Annotated in this window: 10 protein-coding genes, 2 tRNA genes and 4 rRNA genes; 14 read left to right on the forward strand and 2 right to left on the reverse strand. The window is 47.4% G+C overall.

Annotation, left to right across the window (positions count from 1 at the left end; genetic code table 11):
- The first annotated feature begins 26 nt into the window (after positions 1-26).
- The 7 genes from lysS (at position 27) to rrf (SCACP_RS01915) (ending at position 8,108) form a co-directional block, all read left to right on the forward strand.
- Positions 27-1,526: a lysine--tRNA ligase gene (lysS, locus tag SCACP_RS01885; protein ID WP_425059763.1), complete on the forward strand. Its 1,500-nt coding sequence runs from the start codon at positions 27-29 to the stop codon at positions 1,524-1,526.
- 574 nt (positions 1,527-2,100) lie between these two features.
- Positions 2,101-3,657, forward strand: a 16S ribosomal RNA gene (locus SCACP_RS01890).
- Between the two features lie 367 nt (positions 3,658-4,024).
- Positions 4,025-4,101, forward strand: a tRNA-Ile gene (locus SCACP_RS01895).
- An 86-nt stretch (positions 4,102-4,187) separates the two neighbouring features.
- Positions 4,188-4,263: transfer RNA gene (locus SCACP_RS01900), tRNA-Ala, on the forward strand.
- A gap of 4 nt (positions 4,264-4,267) precedes the next feature.
- Positions 4,268-4,384: ribosomal RNA gene (gene rrf / locus SCACP_RS01905) — 5S ribosomal RNA — on the forward strand.
- Between the two features lie 497 nt (positions 4,385-4,881).
- A 23S ribosomal RNA gene (locus SCACP_RS01910) occupies positions 4,882-7,795 on the forward strand.
- Positions 7,796-7,991: 196 nt separating this feature from the next.
- A 5S ribosomal RNA gene (gene rrf, locus SCACP_RS01915) occupies positions 7,992-8,108 on the forward strand.
- Together the 16S, 23S and 5S rRNA genes with 2 tRNA genes alongside form the textbook arrangement of a ribosomal RNA operon.
- A gap of 228 nt (positions 8,109-8,336) precedes the next feature.
- Here rrf (SCACP_RS01915) and SCACP_RS01920 read toward each other — a convergent pair.
- Both SCACP_RS01920 and speD read right to left on the reverse strand, forming a co-directional pair.
- On the reverse strand, positions 8,337-8,831 hold the full coding sequence (locus SCACP_RS01920) for a rubrerythrin family protein (protein WP_425059764.1): 495 nt from the start codon (positions 8,829-8,831) through the stop codon (positions 8,337-8,339).
- Positions 8,832-8,982: 151 nt separating this feature from the next.
- Positions 8,983-9,432 (reverse strand): adenosylmethionine decarboxylase, encoded by a 450-nt coding sequence (gene speD, locus SCACP_RS01925; protein WP_425059765.1) that lies wholly within the window; start codon positions 9,430-9,432, stop codon positions 8,983-8,985.
- Positions 9,433-9,824: 392 nt separating this feature from the next.
- Between speD and SCACP_RS01930 the strand changes: the two genes are divergently transcribed.
- The 7 genes from SCACP_RS01930 (at position 9,825) to SCACP_RS01960 (ending at position 17,575) form a co-directional block, all read left to right on the forward strand.
- Positions 9,825-11,009 carry an FprA family A-type flavoprotein gene (locus SCACP_RS01930; RefSeq protein ID WP_425059766.1) on the forward strand — a complete coding sequence of 395 codons (1,185 nt, stop codon included), beginning with the start codon at positions 9,825-9,827 and terminating at the stop codon, positions 11,007-11,009.
- Between the two features lie 90 nt (positions 11,010-11,099).
- Positions 11,100-11,630: a DUF4184 family protein gene (locus tag SCACP_RS01935; RefSeq protein WP_425059767.1), complete on the forward strand. Its 531-nt coding sequence runs from the start codon at positions 11,100-11,102 to the stop codon at positions 11,628-11,630.
- 8 nt (positions 11,631-11,638) lie between these two features.
- The gene (locus SCACP_RS01940) at positions 11,639-12,823 is read left to right on the forward strand and encodes a class I SAM-dependent rRNA methyltransferase (protein WP_425059768.1); all 1,185 of its coding nucleotides are present in this window, start codon (positions 11,639-11,641) and stop codon (positions 12,821-12,823) included.
- A gap of 178 nt (positions 12,824-13,001) precedes the next feature.
- Positions 13,002-13,451: a CtsR family transcriptional regulator gene (locus SCACP_RS01945; protein ID WP_425059769.1), complete on the forward strand. Its 450-nt coding sequence runs from the start codon at positions 13,002-13,004 to the stop codon at positions 13,449-13,451.
- Positions 13,452-13,472: 21 nt separating this feature from the next.
- Positions 13,473-14,018: a UvrB/UvrC motif-containing protein gene (locus SCACP_RS01950; RefSeq protein WP_425059770.1), complete on the forward strand. Its 546-nt coding sequence runs from the start codon at positions 13,473-13,475 to the stop codon at positions 14,016-14,018.
- 13 nt (positions 14,019-14,031) lie between these two features.
- The gene (locus tag SCACP_RS01955) at positions 14,032-15,114 is read left to right on the forward strand and encodes a protein arginine kinase (protein ID WP_425059771.1); all 1,083 of its coding nucleotides are present in this window, start codon (positions 14,032-14,034) and stop codon (positions 15,112-15,114) included.
- Positions 15,107-17,575, forward strand: coding sequence for an ATP-dependent Clp protease ATP-binding subunit (locus SCACP_RS01960; protein WP_425059772.1), 2,469 nt, complete (start codon positions 15,107-15,109; stop codon positions 17,573-17,575). Before SCACP_RS01955 ends, SCACP_RS01960 begins: the two co-directional genes overlap by 8 nt.
- The last annotated feature ends 14 nt before the right edge of the window (positions 17,576-17,589 follow it).

The raw sequence follows: 17,589 nt of genomic DNA on the forward strand, positions 1-17,589 counted from the left end.
GAAAGACAGGACAGGGGAGAAATTACATGGCAGAAGTGGATGCAGTGCAAGAAAGCCAACAGGCAGCAGAAGAATTAAACGAACTCATGAAAGTTCGTCGGGAAAAAATGGATAAAATTGCTGCGCAAGGCATTGAACCATTTGGACGCAAATATGACTTTACCCATCATGCCCAGGATATTATTGACAGCTTTACTGAATTAGAGGGACAAAATGTGCGAATTGCCGGGCGGATTATGGCAGTGCGCGGCCATGGGAAGGCCAGTTTTGCCCATATAGCAGATATGACTGGTAAAATTCAGATTTATTTCCGGCAAGATGTGATGGGTGAGGCTGCCTATGAGCGGTTTCACCTCCTGGATATCGGCGATATTGTAGGTGTTGAAGGCGTAGTATTTCGAACTCAAAAAGGCGAAATTAGTGTTAAGGCCAATGGTTTTGAATTTTTGGCTAAATCACTCCGGCCATTGCCTGAAAAGTGGCATGGCCTTAAAGATGTTGAAACTCGTTACCGGCAGCGCTATCTTGACTTAATTGTTCACCCTGATGTGCGCAATGATTTTATCATGCGCAGCAAAATCATCAAAACCATGAGGCAATTATTGGACAATCGCGGCTTCTTGGAAGTCGAAACTCCTATGATGCACCCCATTGCCGGCGGTGCGGCTGCACGGCCATTCATTACCCATCATAATGCACTTGACATGAAACTGTATATGCGGATTGCTCCTGAATTGTACCTCAAGCGCCTTATTGTTGGCGGCTTTGAAAAGGTGTACGAAATTGGCCGGGTATTTAGAAACGAGGGCATTTCGATAAAGCATAACCCTGAATTCACCATAGTTGAACTGTATCAGGCATTTGCTGATTATGAAGTTATAATGCGGTTGACAGAGGAAGTGGTGGCTGGAGTAGCTCAAGCCGTTTTAGGCACTACTAAAATCACGTATCAAGGCCAGGAAATCGACCTTACCCCGCCGTGGAACCGTCTGACTATGCCTGAAGCTATTAAGAAGTTTGCCGGAGTAGACTTTAACGAGGTCAAAACAGTAGCTGAAGCCAGGGCTATTGCCGATAAACTTGGCGTTAAGTATGAGCAGAAACATGGAATCGGTGGTATTTTGAATAATGTATTTGAAGAGGTTGCCGAACATCATCTCATTCAGCCCACATTCATTATTGGCCATCCCACCGAAATATCGCCACTGGCTAAACGTAATAAAGATAACCCTGAAATTACTGACAGGTTTGAAGCGTTTATCTTTGGCCGCGAAATCGCCAACGGTTTCTCTGAACTTAATGATCCCATTGACCAGCATGGCCGTTTTTCCGAACAGTTGGCTCAGCGCATGGCCGGTGATGATGAAGCCCATATGATGGACGAGGACTATATCACTGCTCTTGAATACGGGTTGCCGCCAACCGGTGGTCTGGGTATTGGCATTGACCGCTTGGTCATGTTATTAACTGACTCATATTCTATACGGGATGTAATTCTGTTCCCGCATATGCGTCACCGCGAGTAAAATTAACGTTGCTGACCGGCAATGCCGGTCAGCTTTTATCTTTTTGGTTGTTAGTTGTTGACAAGTATTAAAAGGGTATGATAAAATATTTCACGTTCAACTGAGTATAAACTCAGTGAGAATGGTTTGTAAAATGAATGTTGACAAATAAGAATGTTTATGATACTATGAAGAAGTCGCGAAAAACATGCGACAAAAAATTTAAAAAAGATATATTGACACATTGCTAGGTGATGTGCTAATATATAAAAGCTGTCTTTGTTAATACAGGAGGCAGCGCAAAAAACAAAGAATGTGTTCCCTGAAAACTGAACAATGTAAGAATGCATCAAAAGCGTACTATCGTACGGGCTGCATAATATTCATGGTCTTGACGGCCGTGATGTTATGTATTCTCGATACATTGTACGGGCCAGATGTGCGGTTCGTGTGTCGCTTGCGACATACGAAAACCTAAATTAATTCTTTATTGATTTAACGAGCCAACAAATGGCTTCATGATAACGCGGATGTTCGACTGCTAACGCAGCGAACAAAGCGATCACATCAGCGCCAAAGCGCTGTGTGCCTGCTTTTCATGGAGAGTTTGATCCTGGCTCAGGACGAACGCTGGCGGCGTGCCTAACACATGCAAGTCGAACGGAGTATTCATTTATGGATACTTAGTGGCGAACGGGTGAGTAACGCGTAGACAACCTGCCTCTAAATTGGGGACAACACTGCGAAAGTGGTGCTAATACCGAATGTGGTATCCTGGCCGCATGGCGAGGATAAGAAAGGTGGCCTCTATTTATAAGCTACCGTTTAGAGATGGGTCTGCGTCTGATTAGCTGGTTGGTGAGGTAACGGCTCACCAAGGCGACGATCAGTAGCCGGTCTGAGAGGATGAACGGCCACACTGGGACTGAGACACGGCCCAGACTCCTACGGGAGGCAGCAGTGGGGAATCTTCCGCAATGGACGAAAGTCTGACGGAGCAACGCCGCGTGAGTGAAGAAGGCCTTCGGGTTGTAAAGCTCTGTCGTTTGGGACGAACGTGGTTTGGGTGAATAATCCAAGCTAATGACGGTACCAAAGGAGGAAGCCACGGCTAACTACGTGCCAGCAGCCGCGGTAATACGTAGGTGGCAAGCGTTGTCCGGAATTATTGGGCGTAAAGGGCGCGTAGGTGGATCATTAAGTCTTGAGTCTAAGAGCGGTGCTCAACGCCGTATAGGCGCAGGAAACTGGAGATCTTGAGTGCAGGAGAGGAAAGCGGAATTCCCAGTGTAGCGGTGAAATGCGTAGATATTGGGAGGAACACCAGTGGCGAAGGCGGCTTTCTGGACTGTGTCTGACACTGAGGCGCGAAAGCCAGGGGAGCGAACGGGATTAGATACCCCGGTAGTCCTGGCCGTAAACGATGGATACTAGGTGTAGGAGGTATCGACCCCTTCTGTGCCGGAGTTAACGCAATAAGTATCCCGCCTGGGGAGTACGGCCGCAAGGTTGAAACTCAAAGGAATTGACGGGGGCCCGCACAAGCGGTGGAGTATGTGGTTTAATTCGACGCAACGCGAAGAACCTTACCAGGGCTTGACATTGAGCGAAAGGTCTAGAGATAGATCCCTCTCCTTCGGGAGACGCGAAAACAGGTGGTGCATGGCTGTCGTCAGCTCGTGTCGTGAGATGTTGGGTTAAGTCCCGCAACGAGCGCAACCCTTATCCTTTGTTGCCAGCACGTTATGGTGGGAACTCAAGGGAGACTGCCGCAGAGAATGCGGAGGAAGGCGGGGATGACGTCAAGTCATCATGCCCCTTATGTCCTGGGCTACACACGTACTACAATGGGCTTAAACAAAGCGAAGCAAGACCGCGAGGTCAAGCAAACCGCGCAAATGAGCTCTCAGTTCGGATCGGAGGCTGCAACCCGCCTCCGTGAAGTCGGAATCGCTAGTAATCGCAGGTCAGCATACTGCGGTGAATACGTTCCCGGGCCTTGTACACACCGCCCGTCACACCACGAAAGTTGGAAACACCCGAAGCCGGTGGGGTAACCGTAAGGAGCCAGCCGTCTAAGGTGGGGCCGATGATTGGGGTGAAGTCGTAACAAGGTAGCCGTATCGGAAGGTGCGGCTGGATCACCTCCTTTCTAGGGAGAACTGTTCGAGGTGACACTCGGACTATTTCCAAGGTCGGCGATACCATCGAGGAAGTCTGCAGACAGCAGACTATCTGACAGACCGTCGTAAAGGTCAGTCTTAATTCGATGTGCGGACATTTGGCGAATGCATAGATACTAGACGCACCATATGAGGTGGCAGTAGTATCACACTTACATTGTTTAGTTTTGAGGGAATGCGAAAGAGAAGATTGCTTCGTCGTACCTCCTCGCAATGACCAAGGGGTTAAAAAAACAAGCGTCATTGCGAACGAAGTGAAGCAATCTCAGTTGCCACAAAGTACCTGTTGCAAGACAGTGTAAACTGTGATAACATAGACATTCCTGAAAAACGTATGGGCCTATAGCTCAGCTGGTTAGAGCGCACGCCTGATAAGCGTGAGGTCAGTGGTTCAAGTCCACTTAGGCCCACCATTTTCGATGAGTCGGAATTCGCGGTTCGAGCAATCGAGTCACCCAATCGAACTCACGAACATCGAGCAAAGCGAATACACGAACATGGGGGCGTAGCTCAGCTGGGAGAGCACCTGCCTTGCAAGCAGGGGGTCAGGAGTTCGATTCTCCTCGTCTCCACCATATATCCAGTGACGATAGCTGCATGGTTCCACCCGTTCCCATACCGAACACGGAAGTTAAGCATGCAAACGCCGAAGGTACTTGGCTGGAAACGGCCCGGGAGAATAGGAAGTTGCTGGTTTAGGGAAAAGCAAAAAAAGTGAGATTGTCACGCTGGCGCTCGCAATGACGCAATAACGATGGTTTTTAACCCCTTGGTCATTGCGAACGAAGTGAAGCAATCTCAGTTACCACAAATACCTGTTGAAATATACGGTACAATGTGATAACATAGCTTTTCCGATGTTCCTTGAAAACTGCACAGAAGAAAGCAAAGTAAAGTAATACCTCTCATATGTAGATATGTAGAAGTAACTTAACAGCGTTCTATCGAACCAGCTGATGCGCAGGCCATGGCCAACAGGCCGTCATACTGTGTATTCTGGATTCGATGTGCGCAGCGCAATTAGGACGAACTAAAGGCAAAACGTAAGCTATGAACATGGCAACGCGAAACTGGCTAGAAATGGACAGATGTTAGGCGGAACGGAAACCCGAGCAGTGCCGCGTACGGGTGTACGCAAACAATCGGGTTGAGTACCAACAACGCAGATGGCTGTTTATAGACAGTTGCAGCTAAGTCAAGTTAGTAAGGGCATACGGCGGATGCCTGGGCGCCAAGAGCCGACGAAGGACGCGGTAAGCTGCGAAAAGTCATGGGGAGCCGCAAGCAGGCACTGATCCATGAATATCCGAATGGGGGAACCCGGCGGTGGTAATGCACTGTCACCCGCTTAGCGGGAGGGCACCCGGGGAACTGAAACATCTAAGTACCCGGAGGAAAAGTAATCAAACGAGATTCCCTAAGTAGCGGCGAGCGAACGGGGAAGAGCCCAAACCAGAGAGCTTTTGCTCTTTGGGGTTGAGGACCGGCGGAAGTTGAGCCAGGTCTAGTCGAACTACCTGGAAAGGTAGGCCACAGAAGGTAACAGCCCTGTAGGCGAAAGACAGAGGCGAAACGGCTGGAATCCAGAGTACCACGGGACACGAGGAACCCTGTGGGAAGCAGGGGGGACCACCCTCCAAGGCAAAATACTCCTTGGCGACCGATAGCGCATAGTACCGTGAGGGAAAGGTGAAAAGCACCCCGGGAGGGGAGTGAAAGAGAACCTGAAACCGTATGTCTACAAGCAGTCGAAGACCGTTAAAAGGTCGACGGCGTGCCTATTGAAGAATGAACCGGCGAGTTACAGTAACTAGCGAGGTTAAGTGGAAAACACGGAGCCGAAGCGAAAGCGAGTCTCAAGAGGGCGAAAGTTAGTTATTGTAGACCCGAAACCGCAGTGATCTATCCATGACCAGGGTGAAGCGCAGGTAAAAATGCGTGGAGGCCCGAACCCGTGAGCGTTGAAAAGCTTTGGGATGAGTTGTGGATAGGGGTGAAATGCCAATCGAACGCGGAGATAGCTGGTTCTCCCCGAAATAGCTTTAGGGCTAGCCTCAAGAGGTAAGTACAGACGGTAGAGCACTGATAGGGCTAGGGGCCGTTTAGGTTACTGAACCTTGTCAAACTGCGAATGGCTGTACTCAAAACTTGGGAGTCAGACTACGAGTGATAAGATCCGTGGTCAAGAGGGAAACAGCCCAGACCATCAGCTAAGGTCCCAAATGCCGTACTAAGTGGCAAAGGATGTGCAATTTCCGAAACAACCAGGATGTTGGCTTAGAAGCAGCCACCATTCAAAGAGTGCGTAATAGCTCACTGGTCGAGAGATTGTGCGCCGAAGATGACCGGGGCTAAAGTACGGAACCGAAGCTATGGCATGTCTAACGACATGGGTAGGGGAGCGTTCTATATGGATTGAAGCAATACCGTAAGGAGTTGTGGACTGTATAGAAGTGAGAATGCCGGTATGAGTAGCGAAAAGACAAGTGAGAATCTTGTCCACCGAAAGCCTAAGGATTTCTGAGGAAGGATCGTCCGCTCAGAGTCAGTCGGGACCTAAGCCGAGGCGTAGATGCGTAGGCGATGGACAACTGGTTAACATTCCAGTACCACCCGGAGTCGATTGAGCGAAGGAGTGACACAGAAGGGCAGGCAAGCGCGAGGATGGAAAGTCGCGTCTAAACTTGTAGGGTGCATCACAGGCAAATCCGTGATGCGAAAAGCCTGAGGAGTGACGGGGAGCTGTTAGAAATAAGAGCGAACTTGCTGAACCCCGGCTGTCAAGAAAAGCTTCTAGCGAGACAAAAGGTGCCCGTACCGCAAACCGACACAGGTAGGCGGGGAGAGAATCCTAAGGTGCGCGGGAGAACCCTCGTTAAGGAACTCGGCAAAATGTCCCCGTAACTTCGGGAAAAGGGGAGCCTCGGATGTGTACACTTGAAACGGTGGAAGCATAAAGAGGTTGCAAAAGAGAGGCCCAAGCGACTGTTTACCACAAACACAGGTGCCTGCTAAAGCGAAAGCTGACGTATAGGTGCTGACACCTGCCCGGTGCCGGAAGGTTAAGAGGAGAGCTTAGAGCAATCGAAGGTTTGAATTGAAGCCCCGGTAAACGGCGGCCGTAACTATAACGGTCCTAAGGTAGCGAAATTCCTTGTCGGGTAAGTTCCGACCCGCACGAAAGGTGTAACGACTTGGGCACTGTCTCAACGAGGGACCCGGTGAAATTGAAATACCTGTGAAGATGCAGGTTACCCGCGACTGGACAGAAAGACCCCATGGAGCTTTACTGCAACCTGACATTGAGTTTTGGTAAATGATGTACAGGATAGGTGGGAGGCTGAGAAGCTAGGACGCAAGTCTTGGTGGAGCCGATGTTGGGATACCACCCTTTATTTACTGGAGTTCTAACCGAAGGAGTAACGACCCTCGGGACAGTATCAGGCGGGCAGTTTGACTGGGGCGGTCGCCTCCGAAAGAGTAACGGAGGCGCCCAAAGGTTCCCTCAGCGCGGATGGAAATCGCGCGAAGAGTGTAAAGGCAGAAGGGAGCTTGACTGCGAGACAGACAAGTCGAGCAGGGACGAAAGTCGGGCTTAGTGATCCGGTGGTACCGAGTGGAAGGGCCATCGCTCAACGGATAAAAGCTACCCTGGGGATAACAGGCTAATCTCTCCCAAGAGTCCATATCGACGGGGAGGTTTGGCACCTCGATGTCGGCTCATCACATCCTGGGGCTGAAGTAGGTCCCAAGGGTTGGGCTGTTCGCCCATTAAAGTGGTACGTGAGCTGGGTTCAGAACGTCGTGAGACAGTTCGGTCCCTATCCATCGCGGGCGCAAGAGACTTGAAGGGAACTGCTCCTAGTACGAGAGGACCGGAGTGGACGGACCAATGGTGTACCAGTTATTCCGCCAGGAGTACAGCTGGGTAGCTACGTCCGGAAAGGATAAACGCTGAAAGCATCTAAGCGTGAAACCAGCCTTAAGATGAGGTCTGTCATTCGAAAGAAGTAAGGCCCCTTACAGATGATAAGGTAGATAGGCCAGGTGTGTAAGTGGAGCAATCCATTGAGCTGACTGGTACTAATCGGCCGAGGACTTGACTTAAACAAGCGAGCCAAAAGTTTGAGAGCGAAAGCGATAAGCAGAGAGCCCAAGAAGGCGAGCCGAGAGGCGAAGGCTGATTGGTGCGAATCGCTTAGTTCCGAGCGTTAGCGAGGAACATCCTATATTGCGCGAGTCTTTCTTCTGTGACAGTTTTGGGGGAACATACTTAAATAGGGACGTTCACTCCAAATACATATCCAGTGACGATGGCTGTGGGGTTCCACCTGTTCCCATACCGAACACAGTAGTTAAGCCCACAAACGCCGAAGGTACTTGGCTGGAAACGGCCCGGGAGAATAGGAAGTTGCTGGTTAAACAAAAGCACTCACAGACGTGAGTGCTTTTTATATTATTGGCTTTAGCCAGTGGAGCGCGTGCATTTTGCGCTCCACAAAGAACCACCCGCTATGCGGGTGCGGAAACGAAAGTTACACAAAAAAAATCACCTTTCCGTTATAATGTAGGTGTTCAAGCCAGAATTATAACGAGAGGAAAGGTGATTTACTAACCTAATGAATATTTTATATGTATTACCTGTTGGTTAACCAACATTTTTGTAGGCTTGGGCTTTGGCACCGCAGATTGGACACTTTTCAGGGGCCTCTTTTTCGGCTATATGGCCGCAGACGGTACAGAGATAGTAGTCATAGGACTCGCCGTTGCTTAGATTGTTAAGAGCTTTTTGGTAAAGTTCAGCATGAACTTTTTCAGCTTCGTTAGCCAGGTGGAATGTGCGAACGGCGGCAGTATTGTTTTCTTCTTTGGCTACTTTGATAAAGTCAGGGTACATAGCTTCAAACTCATAAGTTTCGCCTTCTACAGCTGCTTTGAGGTTTTCGGCGGTCGATTTAATCATACCCATAGCTTTTAAGTGAGCGTGAGCGTGAATGGTTTCAGCTTCAGCAGCGGCGCGGAACAATTTGGCTGCTTGTGGATAGCCCTCAGCGTCAGCTTGCTTGGCGAAGGCCAGGTATTTACGGTTAGCTTGAGATTCACCGGCAAAAGCGGCAGCTAAATTTTTATCGGTAGTGCTCATGATAATCCTCCCTCAATAAAATGGTATTATTATCTATGGATTATTATTATTTATTTTCCGGTATTTGTCAATAGAATATCCATAATTTAATAGCTTATTTATAAAAAATAAACAGCCAGCAGATTTTAAGTTGCTGACTGTAAATATAGTTTTATTTATTGCGCAAGAAGCTCCAAACTTTGGCGCTGGTGTTGCGGACACGGCGCAGGGGTGCAATACTTACTTTGATACGGGGTTTCATGTCTTTTTGTGAACCAAAATCACCGCGCATGATGTTGGTAGTTTTGGTCTTTTCGGGTTTTAAAAAACTTTTTAAGAGACTAACTGCTTTATCGGGACGGCTGTGATCGCCGCACGTAAACACATCAACGGCTGCGTAGCCCAGTTCCGGGTAGGTATGAATACTCATATGGCTTTCGGCTAAGAGCGCGAGCACTGTAAGACCTTGGGGCTCGAATTTATGACAGGATAAGTCCAGTAGTGTCATGTTGGCTTCTTTAACTGCCGCAAGCATAATGGTCTTAATAAAATCGAGGTTATTAAGGCTGTCAAACGTGCAGCCGTACATATCAATGGTTAGGTGTTTTCCAATTGCTTTCATGACGTATCGCCCCTTCATGGTTAGATTTGACTGAAATAATACGTATAAGAGCTAGGCTATCTGCAAAATAGCTAAAATTTTACGTTTTTCTTGAAAAAAACGTGGTCTTGATAAAAAATTAGTAGTTTTTCGCGCCTAGGATATGATTTATACAATTTTTCATTATAATTAGGTTGAGCTAGATTGTAAAGACTTATTTTATAAATTTATAGGAAAAACTACATAATAAATTCTGGAAGCGCATATAAATTAGTTTACTTGATAGAATATACCAGCAGGAATTGATCGCGTAACAGTGAAGACATATATAGATGAATCGTGGCGTGGTGTTTAGTAAGTATATCTCCTAGATTAAATGTTAGGAGAAAGTAAAATATAAGGAGTGAAATGAAATGAATAATGTAAAATTAGCCGAAAACGTATATTATGTGGGTGCAGTTGACTGGAATCTCCGCGATTTTCACGGTTACACCACTCCCAGGGGCGTGACATATAATTCCTATCTCATTATTGACGAAAAGATATGTCTTATCGATACTGTCAAAGCGCCGTTCGCCCAGGAACTGTTAGAGCGTATCAGTCAGATCATTGATCCGGCTAAAATTGACTATATTATAACCAACCATATTGAGCCGGATCATTCCAGCGCGTTACCGATGGTTATGGCCCGGGCCCCACAGGCCAAGGTACTACTGACTGAACATGGACGTACCGGTATTCTCAAACACTACCAACAAAACTACGATTTTCAAGTGGTTAAGGAAGGGGACGTACTTGACCTTGGTCGGAATAAGTTGCGGTTCGTGCCAGTGCCCATGCTGCATTGGCCTGATTCCATGATAAGTTATTTAACAGGTGAGCAGATACTGTTTTCTAATGATGCCTTTGGACAACATATTTCCACGACCAAGCGCTTTGACGACGAGAATGATATTAATGAGGTATTATACGAGGCCGAAAAATATTACGCAAATATTCTTATGCCATTTGGCAAAATGGTTGTGAAAGCCGTAGATAAGCTTAAAGAATTGCCGATAAAAATCATTGCTCCCAGCCACGGCGTAGTGTGGCGCACACATATTCCCGAAATCGTAAGCAAGTATCAGGAGTGGGGACGCGGCCGGGCGGTAAGTAAGGTAATTATTGCTTATGATAGTATGTGGGGCAGTACGGAGCGTATGGCCCGGACAATACTTGATGGTGTGGCGGCTGCCGGCGTTACCGGCAAGTTATATAAAATGTCGAGTGCTGACCGGAGTGAAGTAGTCCGGGATATGCTTGAGGCCGGAGGCATACTTATCGGTTCATCTACCTTGAATAACGGTATGTTGCCCAATATGGGAGCGCTTATGACTTATCTTAAGGGCCTTAGGCCATCAGGAAAAATTGGGGCAGCTTTTGGTGCGTACGGCTGGGGCGGTGGTGCTCAGGCGTCGATTGAGGAGATGCTCAAGAGCGCCGGGATAGCGGTAGAGCAACAGGGGCTGGCGCTAAAATGGGTGCCTGATGCTGAGGAACTTGGCAAGTGCTTTGAATTTGGCCGTGAATTTGCTAAGAAAGTATTGACAAGGGTTTAGACGACCAGGCAGTGCTATATGGCGCTGCCTTTCTACATACTGTCGCCGTGACGGAGCACACTAGTATTGAACACTACCGCGGAGGGCGACATGTATACTTTACATCACGGGTTTTGGATTTATTTTTTTACCAGACACCACCCGAGAGTCTGGCAGTTTGTCTTCGGTTCCATGCTACCTGACTACATTTATGTGGTTCTGCTAGCCATACTGCTTGTAAAAGGATATATAACATGGTCTGAACTTACTAGTATAAACCCTAGAGTACTTATGAGTTTGGTCACTATTTTTCCATGGGTGGTAAAAATTGATTTAATCGGCCATTCGGTAATAATATGGTTTGGCGCGCTGGTCTTAAGTTTTCTGCCAGGGGCCGGTAAGATTAGGGCTGTCATTATTGGTTGGGGCACACATATATTAATAGATGGTTTTACTCATGGGGCTTATTCCAATTTTTATCTTTACCCGTTATCGTACGATACGGTAGAAAGCCCGGTATCTTACTGGGAGCATAACCATTGGTTCAGGGAGTTTGCTCTCACGAACTCTGTGCTTATGGTAGCAGCGGCCATTTATATGATTTATGAATGGTGGAAAAAGCGTAAACAAATTAAGAAATGAGGAAAGTCATGGAAATAACTACAAAAATATTTTTACGTAAAGGGGCTCAGCATCGGGTAGAAAGCGGCCATCCTTGGGTGTATCAGAGCGAGATTGATTATGTTGATGGCGAATTTGAACCCGGTGACATTGTCGACGTTTTTAACTTTCGCCAACGGTTTATCGGCAGGGGTTATATTAATCCGCGCTCACAGATCATTGTGCGCATCTTGTCGCGTCAACAAGAAGAGATTGACAAAGAGTTTTTTAAACGTCGGATTCTAGCTGCCTGGCGATACCGTCAAACTTTTTTATCTGAACCGGAATACTGTAGGTTGGTTTATGGTGAAGCTGACTTCTTGCCGGCGCTTATCATTGATAAGTTTGGTAAATACATGGTAATGCAGACGCTGGCGCTAGGTATTGATGTGCACAAAGAGACAATTGTGTCAGTATTGGAAGAGTTATTTGCGCCTGAAGGCATTTATGAGCGCAACGATGTGCCTGTGCGTAAATTGGAAGGCCTGGATATGCGCAAAGGCTATCTTAAGGGTAATTTCCCCACCCAGATAATTGTTAATGAAAATGGTATCCCTTTTTACGCTGACATCGAAAATGGACAAAAAACCGGTTTTTTTTACGATCAACGGGAGAACCGGCGGTTCTTACAACCTATTGTCAAAGATGCCGAGGTACTGGACTGCTTCTGCCATACCGGGTCGTTTGCCGTACATAGCGCACTATACGGGGCCAAGAAACTTCATTCTATTGACATATCGGAAGACGCCATCGCCTTGGCCAGAAAAAATGCTGAATTGAACGGTGTGAGTGATCGTTGCAATTTCGAAGTGGCTAACGCTTTTGATGCGCTAAGGTCGCTAACTGAAGAACATCGCCAGTATGATGTTGTTATTCTCGATCCGCCGGCCTTTACTAAGAGTCGTAACAGTATCGAAGGAGCCGCCCGGGGTTACAAGGAAATAAATTTACGCGGCTTAAAGCTTACGCGGCCGGGTGGCTTTTTGATTACTTGTTCTTGTTCCTATCATATGGACCGGGAACTGTTTAAAGCTGTTGTAGTGGATGCTGCCCGCGATGCCAAGCGGGTGATTCGTGAAGTTGAATACCGTACCCAGGCCAAAGACCATCCGATACTGCCCGCTGCCCCTGAGACCAATTATCTTAAATTTCTGGTGCTGCAAGTGCTTGAATGACAGTGTAAGGATAAATAAGGGTTATAAAATGAAAGATATTTGACAATAATCATTATTAATAACATCAAAAGGCTAATTTTGCCTAAATGGCAATATTGCCAAAGAAAAAAGATTAAAATAAAATAAAGTCAAAAGGTCAATAAAAGTCAAAAAAGTTACAGCGCGGGGAGGTGGGAATGTGAACAATTTAGCCGATGTCATCGAACAATGGATTTTGCGCCAGATATCCCGTCAAAAAGATGAAATAATTGTTTTACGGCGAAATGAGATGGCGGAAGAACTTGATTGTGCGCCATCTCAGATTAGTTATGTTTTAAATACCCGCTTTACGATTGATCGAGGCTTTATCGTTGAATCGCGCCGTGGTTCAGGCGGCTTTGTCCGGATTGCCCGCATCCCGGTACAAACAATTATTTATCAAGATGCTGCCAATCAAATTGATGAAACTATCAGTTTGGCAGATATAAAGGCAATTGTCACCAGACTGCGCAATCATAACCTTGTGAGTGGACGAGAGGCGGCGCTAATAGATAAATGTTTTGATATTCTCTATAACCGGCTTGAACCGGGAGAACGTGTACCGCTGTTAAAGTCCCTCCTGATGACTTTGGCTGATCATAGCGAATGATTGAGTACGGAGGCGAAAAAAATGTTATGTGACGAGTGTCAAAAAGAGCCTGCCTGTGTGCATATTACAAAAATTATTAATCAGCAAAAAATTGAAAAACATTTATGTGAGCAATGTGCGCAAAAATCTGGCGAGATTATGGGAAAAAATTTTAATAATATATTTGGCAGCAAGTTTTCCGTCCACGATTTTTTGAAAGAAATGTTTAATTATACTTTACCTGATAATGTACGGCAAACGGGAGAACCTGTCTGCACTGAATGCGGCCTTAGCTATAGTGAGTTTAGCCGGAACGGCAAATTTGGTTGTAGCGGTTGCTATCAGGCATTCGGTGCTCAACTGGAACCCATGATTAAGCGGATTCACGGTACAGCCACTCATTCCGGAAAAATACCAAAACGAAACGGTGTCAAGTTTGGAATGCAGCAGCGCATCAAGCAGTTGCGCCATGAACTTGAGCAGTGTGTGTGCCGGGAGGAATACGAGCAGGCAGCTAAGCTTAGAGATGAAATAAAAGCTTTGGAAAAACAGCTTGCCGCGCCCGAAGCAGGGCAGGCCCAAGGGTAAGGAGGAGTGGCAGATGACTAACCTGTTGGAAAATCTTCTGGACCAGTCAATTACGCCGTGGTTGAGCGGTACAGGGCCGGAAGGTGATATTGTGCTGTCCAGCCGTGTTCGTTTGGCTCGCAACTTACGGGGCCAGCCGTTTCCCGGACGGGCGGCTGCTGCTAGTCTTAACGAAGTGGTGGCTGAGTTAAAAGAAGTTTCCGATGAACTCCAGGCTGATGACGGACACGAGTATGCTTTTGTTGAGCTGGACCAACTGGCGCCGTTAGTTAGGTATGTGATGGTAGAAAAACATATTATCAGCCCTAATCATGCTGCTGAGCCTGAACACCGGGCGCTTATTGTCCGTGATGACGCCGGCGTCAGCATTATGATTAATGAAGAAGACCATCTGCGTTTGCAGTGTTTGCAATCAGGGCTTAATCTTACTGATGCCCTGGCTAAAGCTAATGCGATCGATGATATTATCGAGGCAAAACACGACCTTGCTTATGAAGAACACCTTGGCTATCTTACCTCATGTCCCACTAATTTGGGTACTGGGCTTAGGGCATCGGTCATGATTCATTTACCAGCATTGGTGCTGACTAAGCAGATCGGGCGGATTGTGGCGGTAACTACCCAACTAGGGTTGGCAGTACGCGGCCTATATGGTGAAGGAACCGAGGCTGCCGGCAATATTTTTCAGATATCCAACCAGGTTACTCTCGGCCATAATGAGCAAGATATAATTAATAACCTGAGTGATGTTGTAAAACAGGTTGTTGACAAAGAGCGTACGGCTAGGCAACTTTTGGCCAGTGACTCCAAAGACGCGCTAGCTGACAGAGTTTGGCGGGCATTTGGGGTGCTCAAATATGCCCAGAGCGTGTCGGCTCATGAGGCGTTGGCACTATTAAGTGAAGTGCGGCTGGGTATCGATCTTAAAATCATTGATGAGGCGTTACCTGAAGTATTTAATGAGTTATTGGTAACAACCCGGCCTAATTATCTGCAAAGGCTGGCTGGTAACACAGTCTTAAGTCAACTTGCCAGCAATAAATTGCGTGCTAAAATAATCCGCAATAGACTTAAAGGAGGTAAAGACAATGTTTAATCGATTTACTGACCGTGCTCGCAAAGTATTAATACTGGCGCAGCAGGAAGCCGCCCGATATGGTCATGGTTACATTGGCACCGAGCATTTGCTGCTTGGGTTATTGCGCGAAGGAGAAGGTGTGGCTGCCAAAGCTTTGGCTTCACTGAATTTGGACTTGGCTTCTGTACGGGCCCGGATTGAAAGTATTCTTGGTCAAGGTCAGGGGCAAACCAGTGATATTGGCTACACGCCCCGGGCCAAGAAAATTATTGAGCTGGCCATGGAGGAAGCGTTGCGCCTTGGTCATAACTATGTGGGTACTGAACATATTCTATTAGGGTTAATCCGCGAAGGCGAAGGTATTGCCGCCCAGGTGCTGACAGGCATGGGGGTCGACATTAACCTAATGCGCCAACGGGTAATTGATATGCTGGGCGGTTACTCAATGTCAGGCCAGGCACCACAGCCTAAAGCACCAGGCGCACAGCAAGCAGCAGCCAATGCAACTCCGCTCCTGGATGAATTCGGTCGTGACCTTAATAAGATGTCCCAGGAAGGGAAAATTGACCCGGTAGTCGGCAGAGAAGGCGAAATTGAACGGGTAATTCAAATTTTGCTCCGGCGTACCAAAAATAACCCAGTGCTCATTGGTGAGCCTGGCGTTGGCAAGACGGCGATTGCCGAAGGATTAGCCAAGCGCATCGTTGAGGGTCAGGTGCCGGAAATTCTGCGTAATAAACGGGTTGTTTCTCTCAATATGGCATCAATGGTCGCCGGGACTAAATATCGCGGCGAATTTGAAGAACGCCTGAAAAAAGTAATTGATGAAATCAGAGAATCGGGCAATATAGTACTGTTTATTGATGAGCTTCACACGCTTATTGGCGCCGGAGCTGCCGAGGGGGCAATTGATGCGGCCAATATTTTAAAGCCGGCTTTGGCCCGGGGCGAGCTTCAGGTTATTGGTGCTACTACCCTTAATGAATATAAAAAGCACATTGAAAAAGACGCGGCTTTAGAACGGCGCTTCCAGCCCATTACCGTTGGCGAGCCCAGCGTCGAGGATGCTATCGCCATCCTGCGGGGTATCAGGGATCGATATGAGGCATTTCACCGGGCGCAAATAACCGACGAAGCTATTGAAGCAGCTGTTAAGCTGTCGCATCGGTATATTTCCGACAGGTTCTTGCCGGACAAGGCTATTGACTTGATGGACGAAGCGGCGTCACGCGTAAGGTTGCAAGCATTCTCAGTACCACCTGATGTCAAGGAAATTGAAAAAAGGCTGGAACAAGCCCGTACTGAGAAAGAATCCGCAATTGCCGCCCAAGAATTTGAGCGGGCTGCCAGTCTCAGGGACTTAGAACAGAAAATCCGGGAAGAACTTGATAATAAACAAAAAGAGTGGAAGCAGCGCGGCAGTGAGCGTATTGTCGTTACTGCTGACGATATTGCCCATGTTGTGTCAACATGGACACGTATCCCAGTCAAAAAGCTGGCGGCAGAAGAGTCAGAGCGGCTGCTTAAGCTGGAAGAAATTTTGCACAGCCGGGTAGTAGGCCAGTATCAGGCTGTCGAGGCTGTAGCCCGCGCTGTACGCCGTGCCCGGGCTGGCCTCAAAGACCCCAAACGTCCGATTGGCTCCTTCCTGTTTTTAGGACCGACCGGGGTTGGTAAAACCGAATTATCGCGGGCGTTGGCTGAAGCTTTATTTGGTGATGAAACAGCGATGATCCGCCTTGATATGTCGGAATATATGGAGAAACACACTGTGTCCCGCCTGGTTGGTGCACCTCCCGGCTATGTCGGTTATGAAGAGGGCGGCCAACTGACTGATGCAGTGCGTCGTAAACCTTATTCCGTCATATTGCTGGATGAGATTGAAAAAGCTCATTATGATGTTTTCAATATGCTGCTGCAGGTGCTGGAAGACGGGCGTCTGACCGACAGTCAGGGCCGGACGGTTGATTTTAAAAATACCGTTATCATTATGACTTCCAATGTTGGATCGCAGCATTTGAAAAAAGACGCCGCCGCGCTTGGCTTTTTATCTGATGCCAGAGAAAAAGCCAACGAAGGTGAAATTGCTAAAACACGGGTTTTGGATGAAGTCAAGCGGGTGTTCAGACCTGAGTTTTTAAACCGCATTGATGAAATTATCGTCTTTAGTAGTTTGACTGACGAAGATCTTAAACAGATTGTCGAAATTATGCTCAGAGAAGTTACCAAGCGGTTGGCTGACGCCAATCTCAAGCTTGAACTGACTGACGCCGCCAAGAACGAGCTACTAAAAGAAGGCCGTGACCACGCATTTGGTGCTCGTCCCCTGCGCCGGGCTATTCAAAAGCTGGTTGAAGATGAAGTTTCTGAAATGATCATCAGGCAGTCAGTAAAAGGCGGTGATACCGTGCTCGTTGACGTCGATGATAGCGGTAAATTGAATTTTGTTGCAAAAAAGTCTGTATTAGCAGGAAAATAGGCCCATAAACGAGA

The sequence above is a fragment of the Sporomusaceae bacterium ACPt genome, assembly GCA_041428575.1.
Classification (GTDB): domain Bacteria; phylum Bacillota; class Negativicutes; order Sporomusales; family Sporomusaceae; genus Sporomusa_D; species Sporomusa_D carbonis.

Coding starts and splice junctions, on each gene's coding strand:
- SCACP_RS01955 (WP_425059771.1), top strand. CDS start 14,032: ATGACTAACCTGTTGGAAAATCTTCTGGACCAGTCAATTACGCCGTGG.
- lysS (WP_425059763.1), top strand. CDS start 27: ATGGCAGAAGTGGATGCAGTGCAAGAAAGCCAACAGGCAGCAGAAGAA.
- SCACP_RS01960 (WP_425059772.1), top strand. CDS start 15,107: ATGTTTAATCGATTTACTGACCGTGCTCGCAAAGTATTAATACTGGCG.
- SCACP_RS01920 (WP_425059764.1), bottom strand. CDS start 8,831: ATGAGCACTACCGATAAAAATTTAGCTGCCGCTTTTGCCGGTGAATCT.
- SCACP_RS01930 (WP_425059766.1), top strand. CDS start 9,825: ATGAATAATGTAAAATTAGCCGAAAACGTATATTATGTGGGTGCAGTT.
- SCACP_RS01935 (WP_425059767.1), top strand. CDS start 11,100: ATGTATACTTTACATCACGGGTTTTGGATTTATTTTTTTACCAGACAC.
- SCACP_RS01940 (WP_425059768.1), top strand. CDS start 11,639: ATGGAAATAACTACAAAAATATTTTTACGTAAAGGGGCTCAGCATCGG.
- SCACP_RS01950 (WP_425059770.1), top strand. CDS start 13,473: ATGTTATGTGACGAGTGTCAAAAAGAGCCTGCCTGTGTGCATATTACA.
- speD (WP_425059765.1), bottom strand. CDS start 9,432: ATGAAAGCAATTGGAAAACACCTAACCATTGATATGTACGGCTGCACG.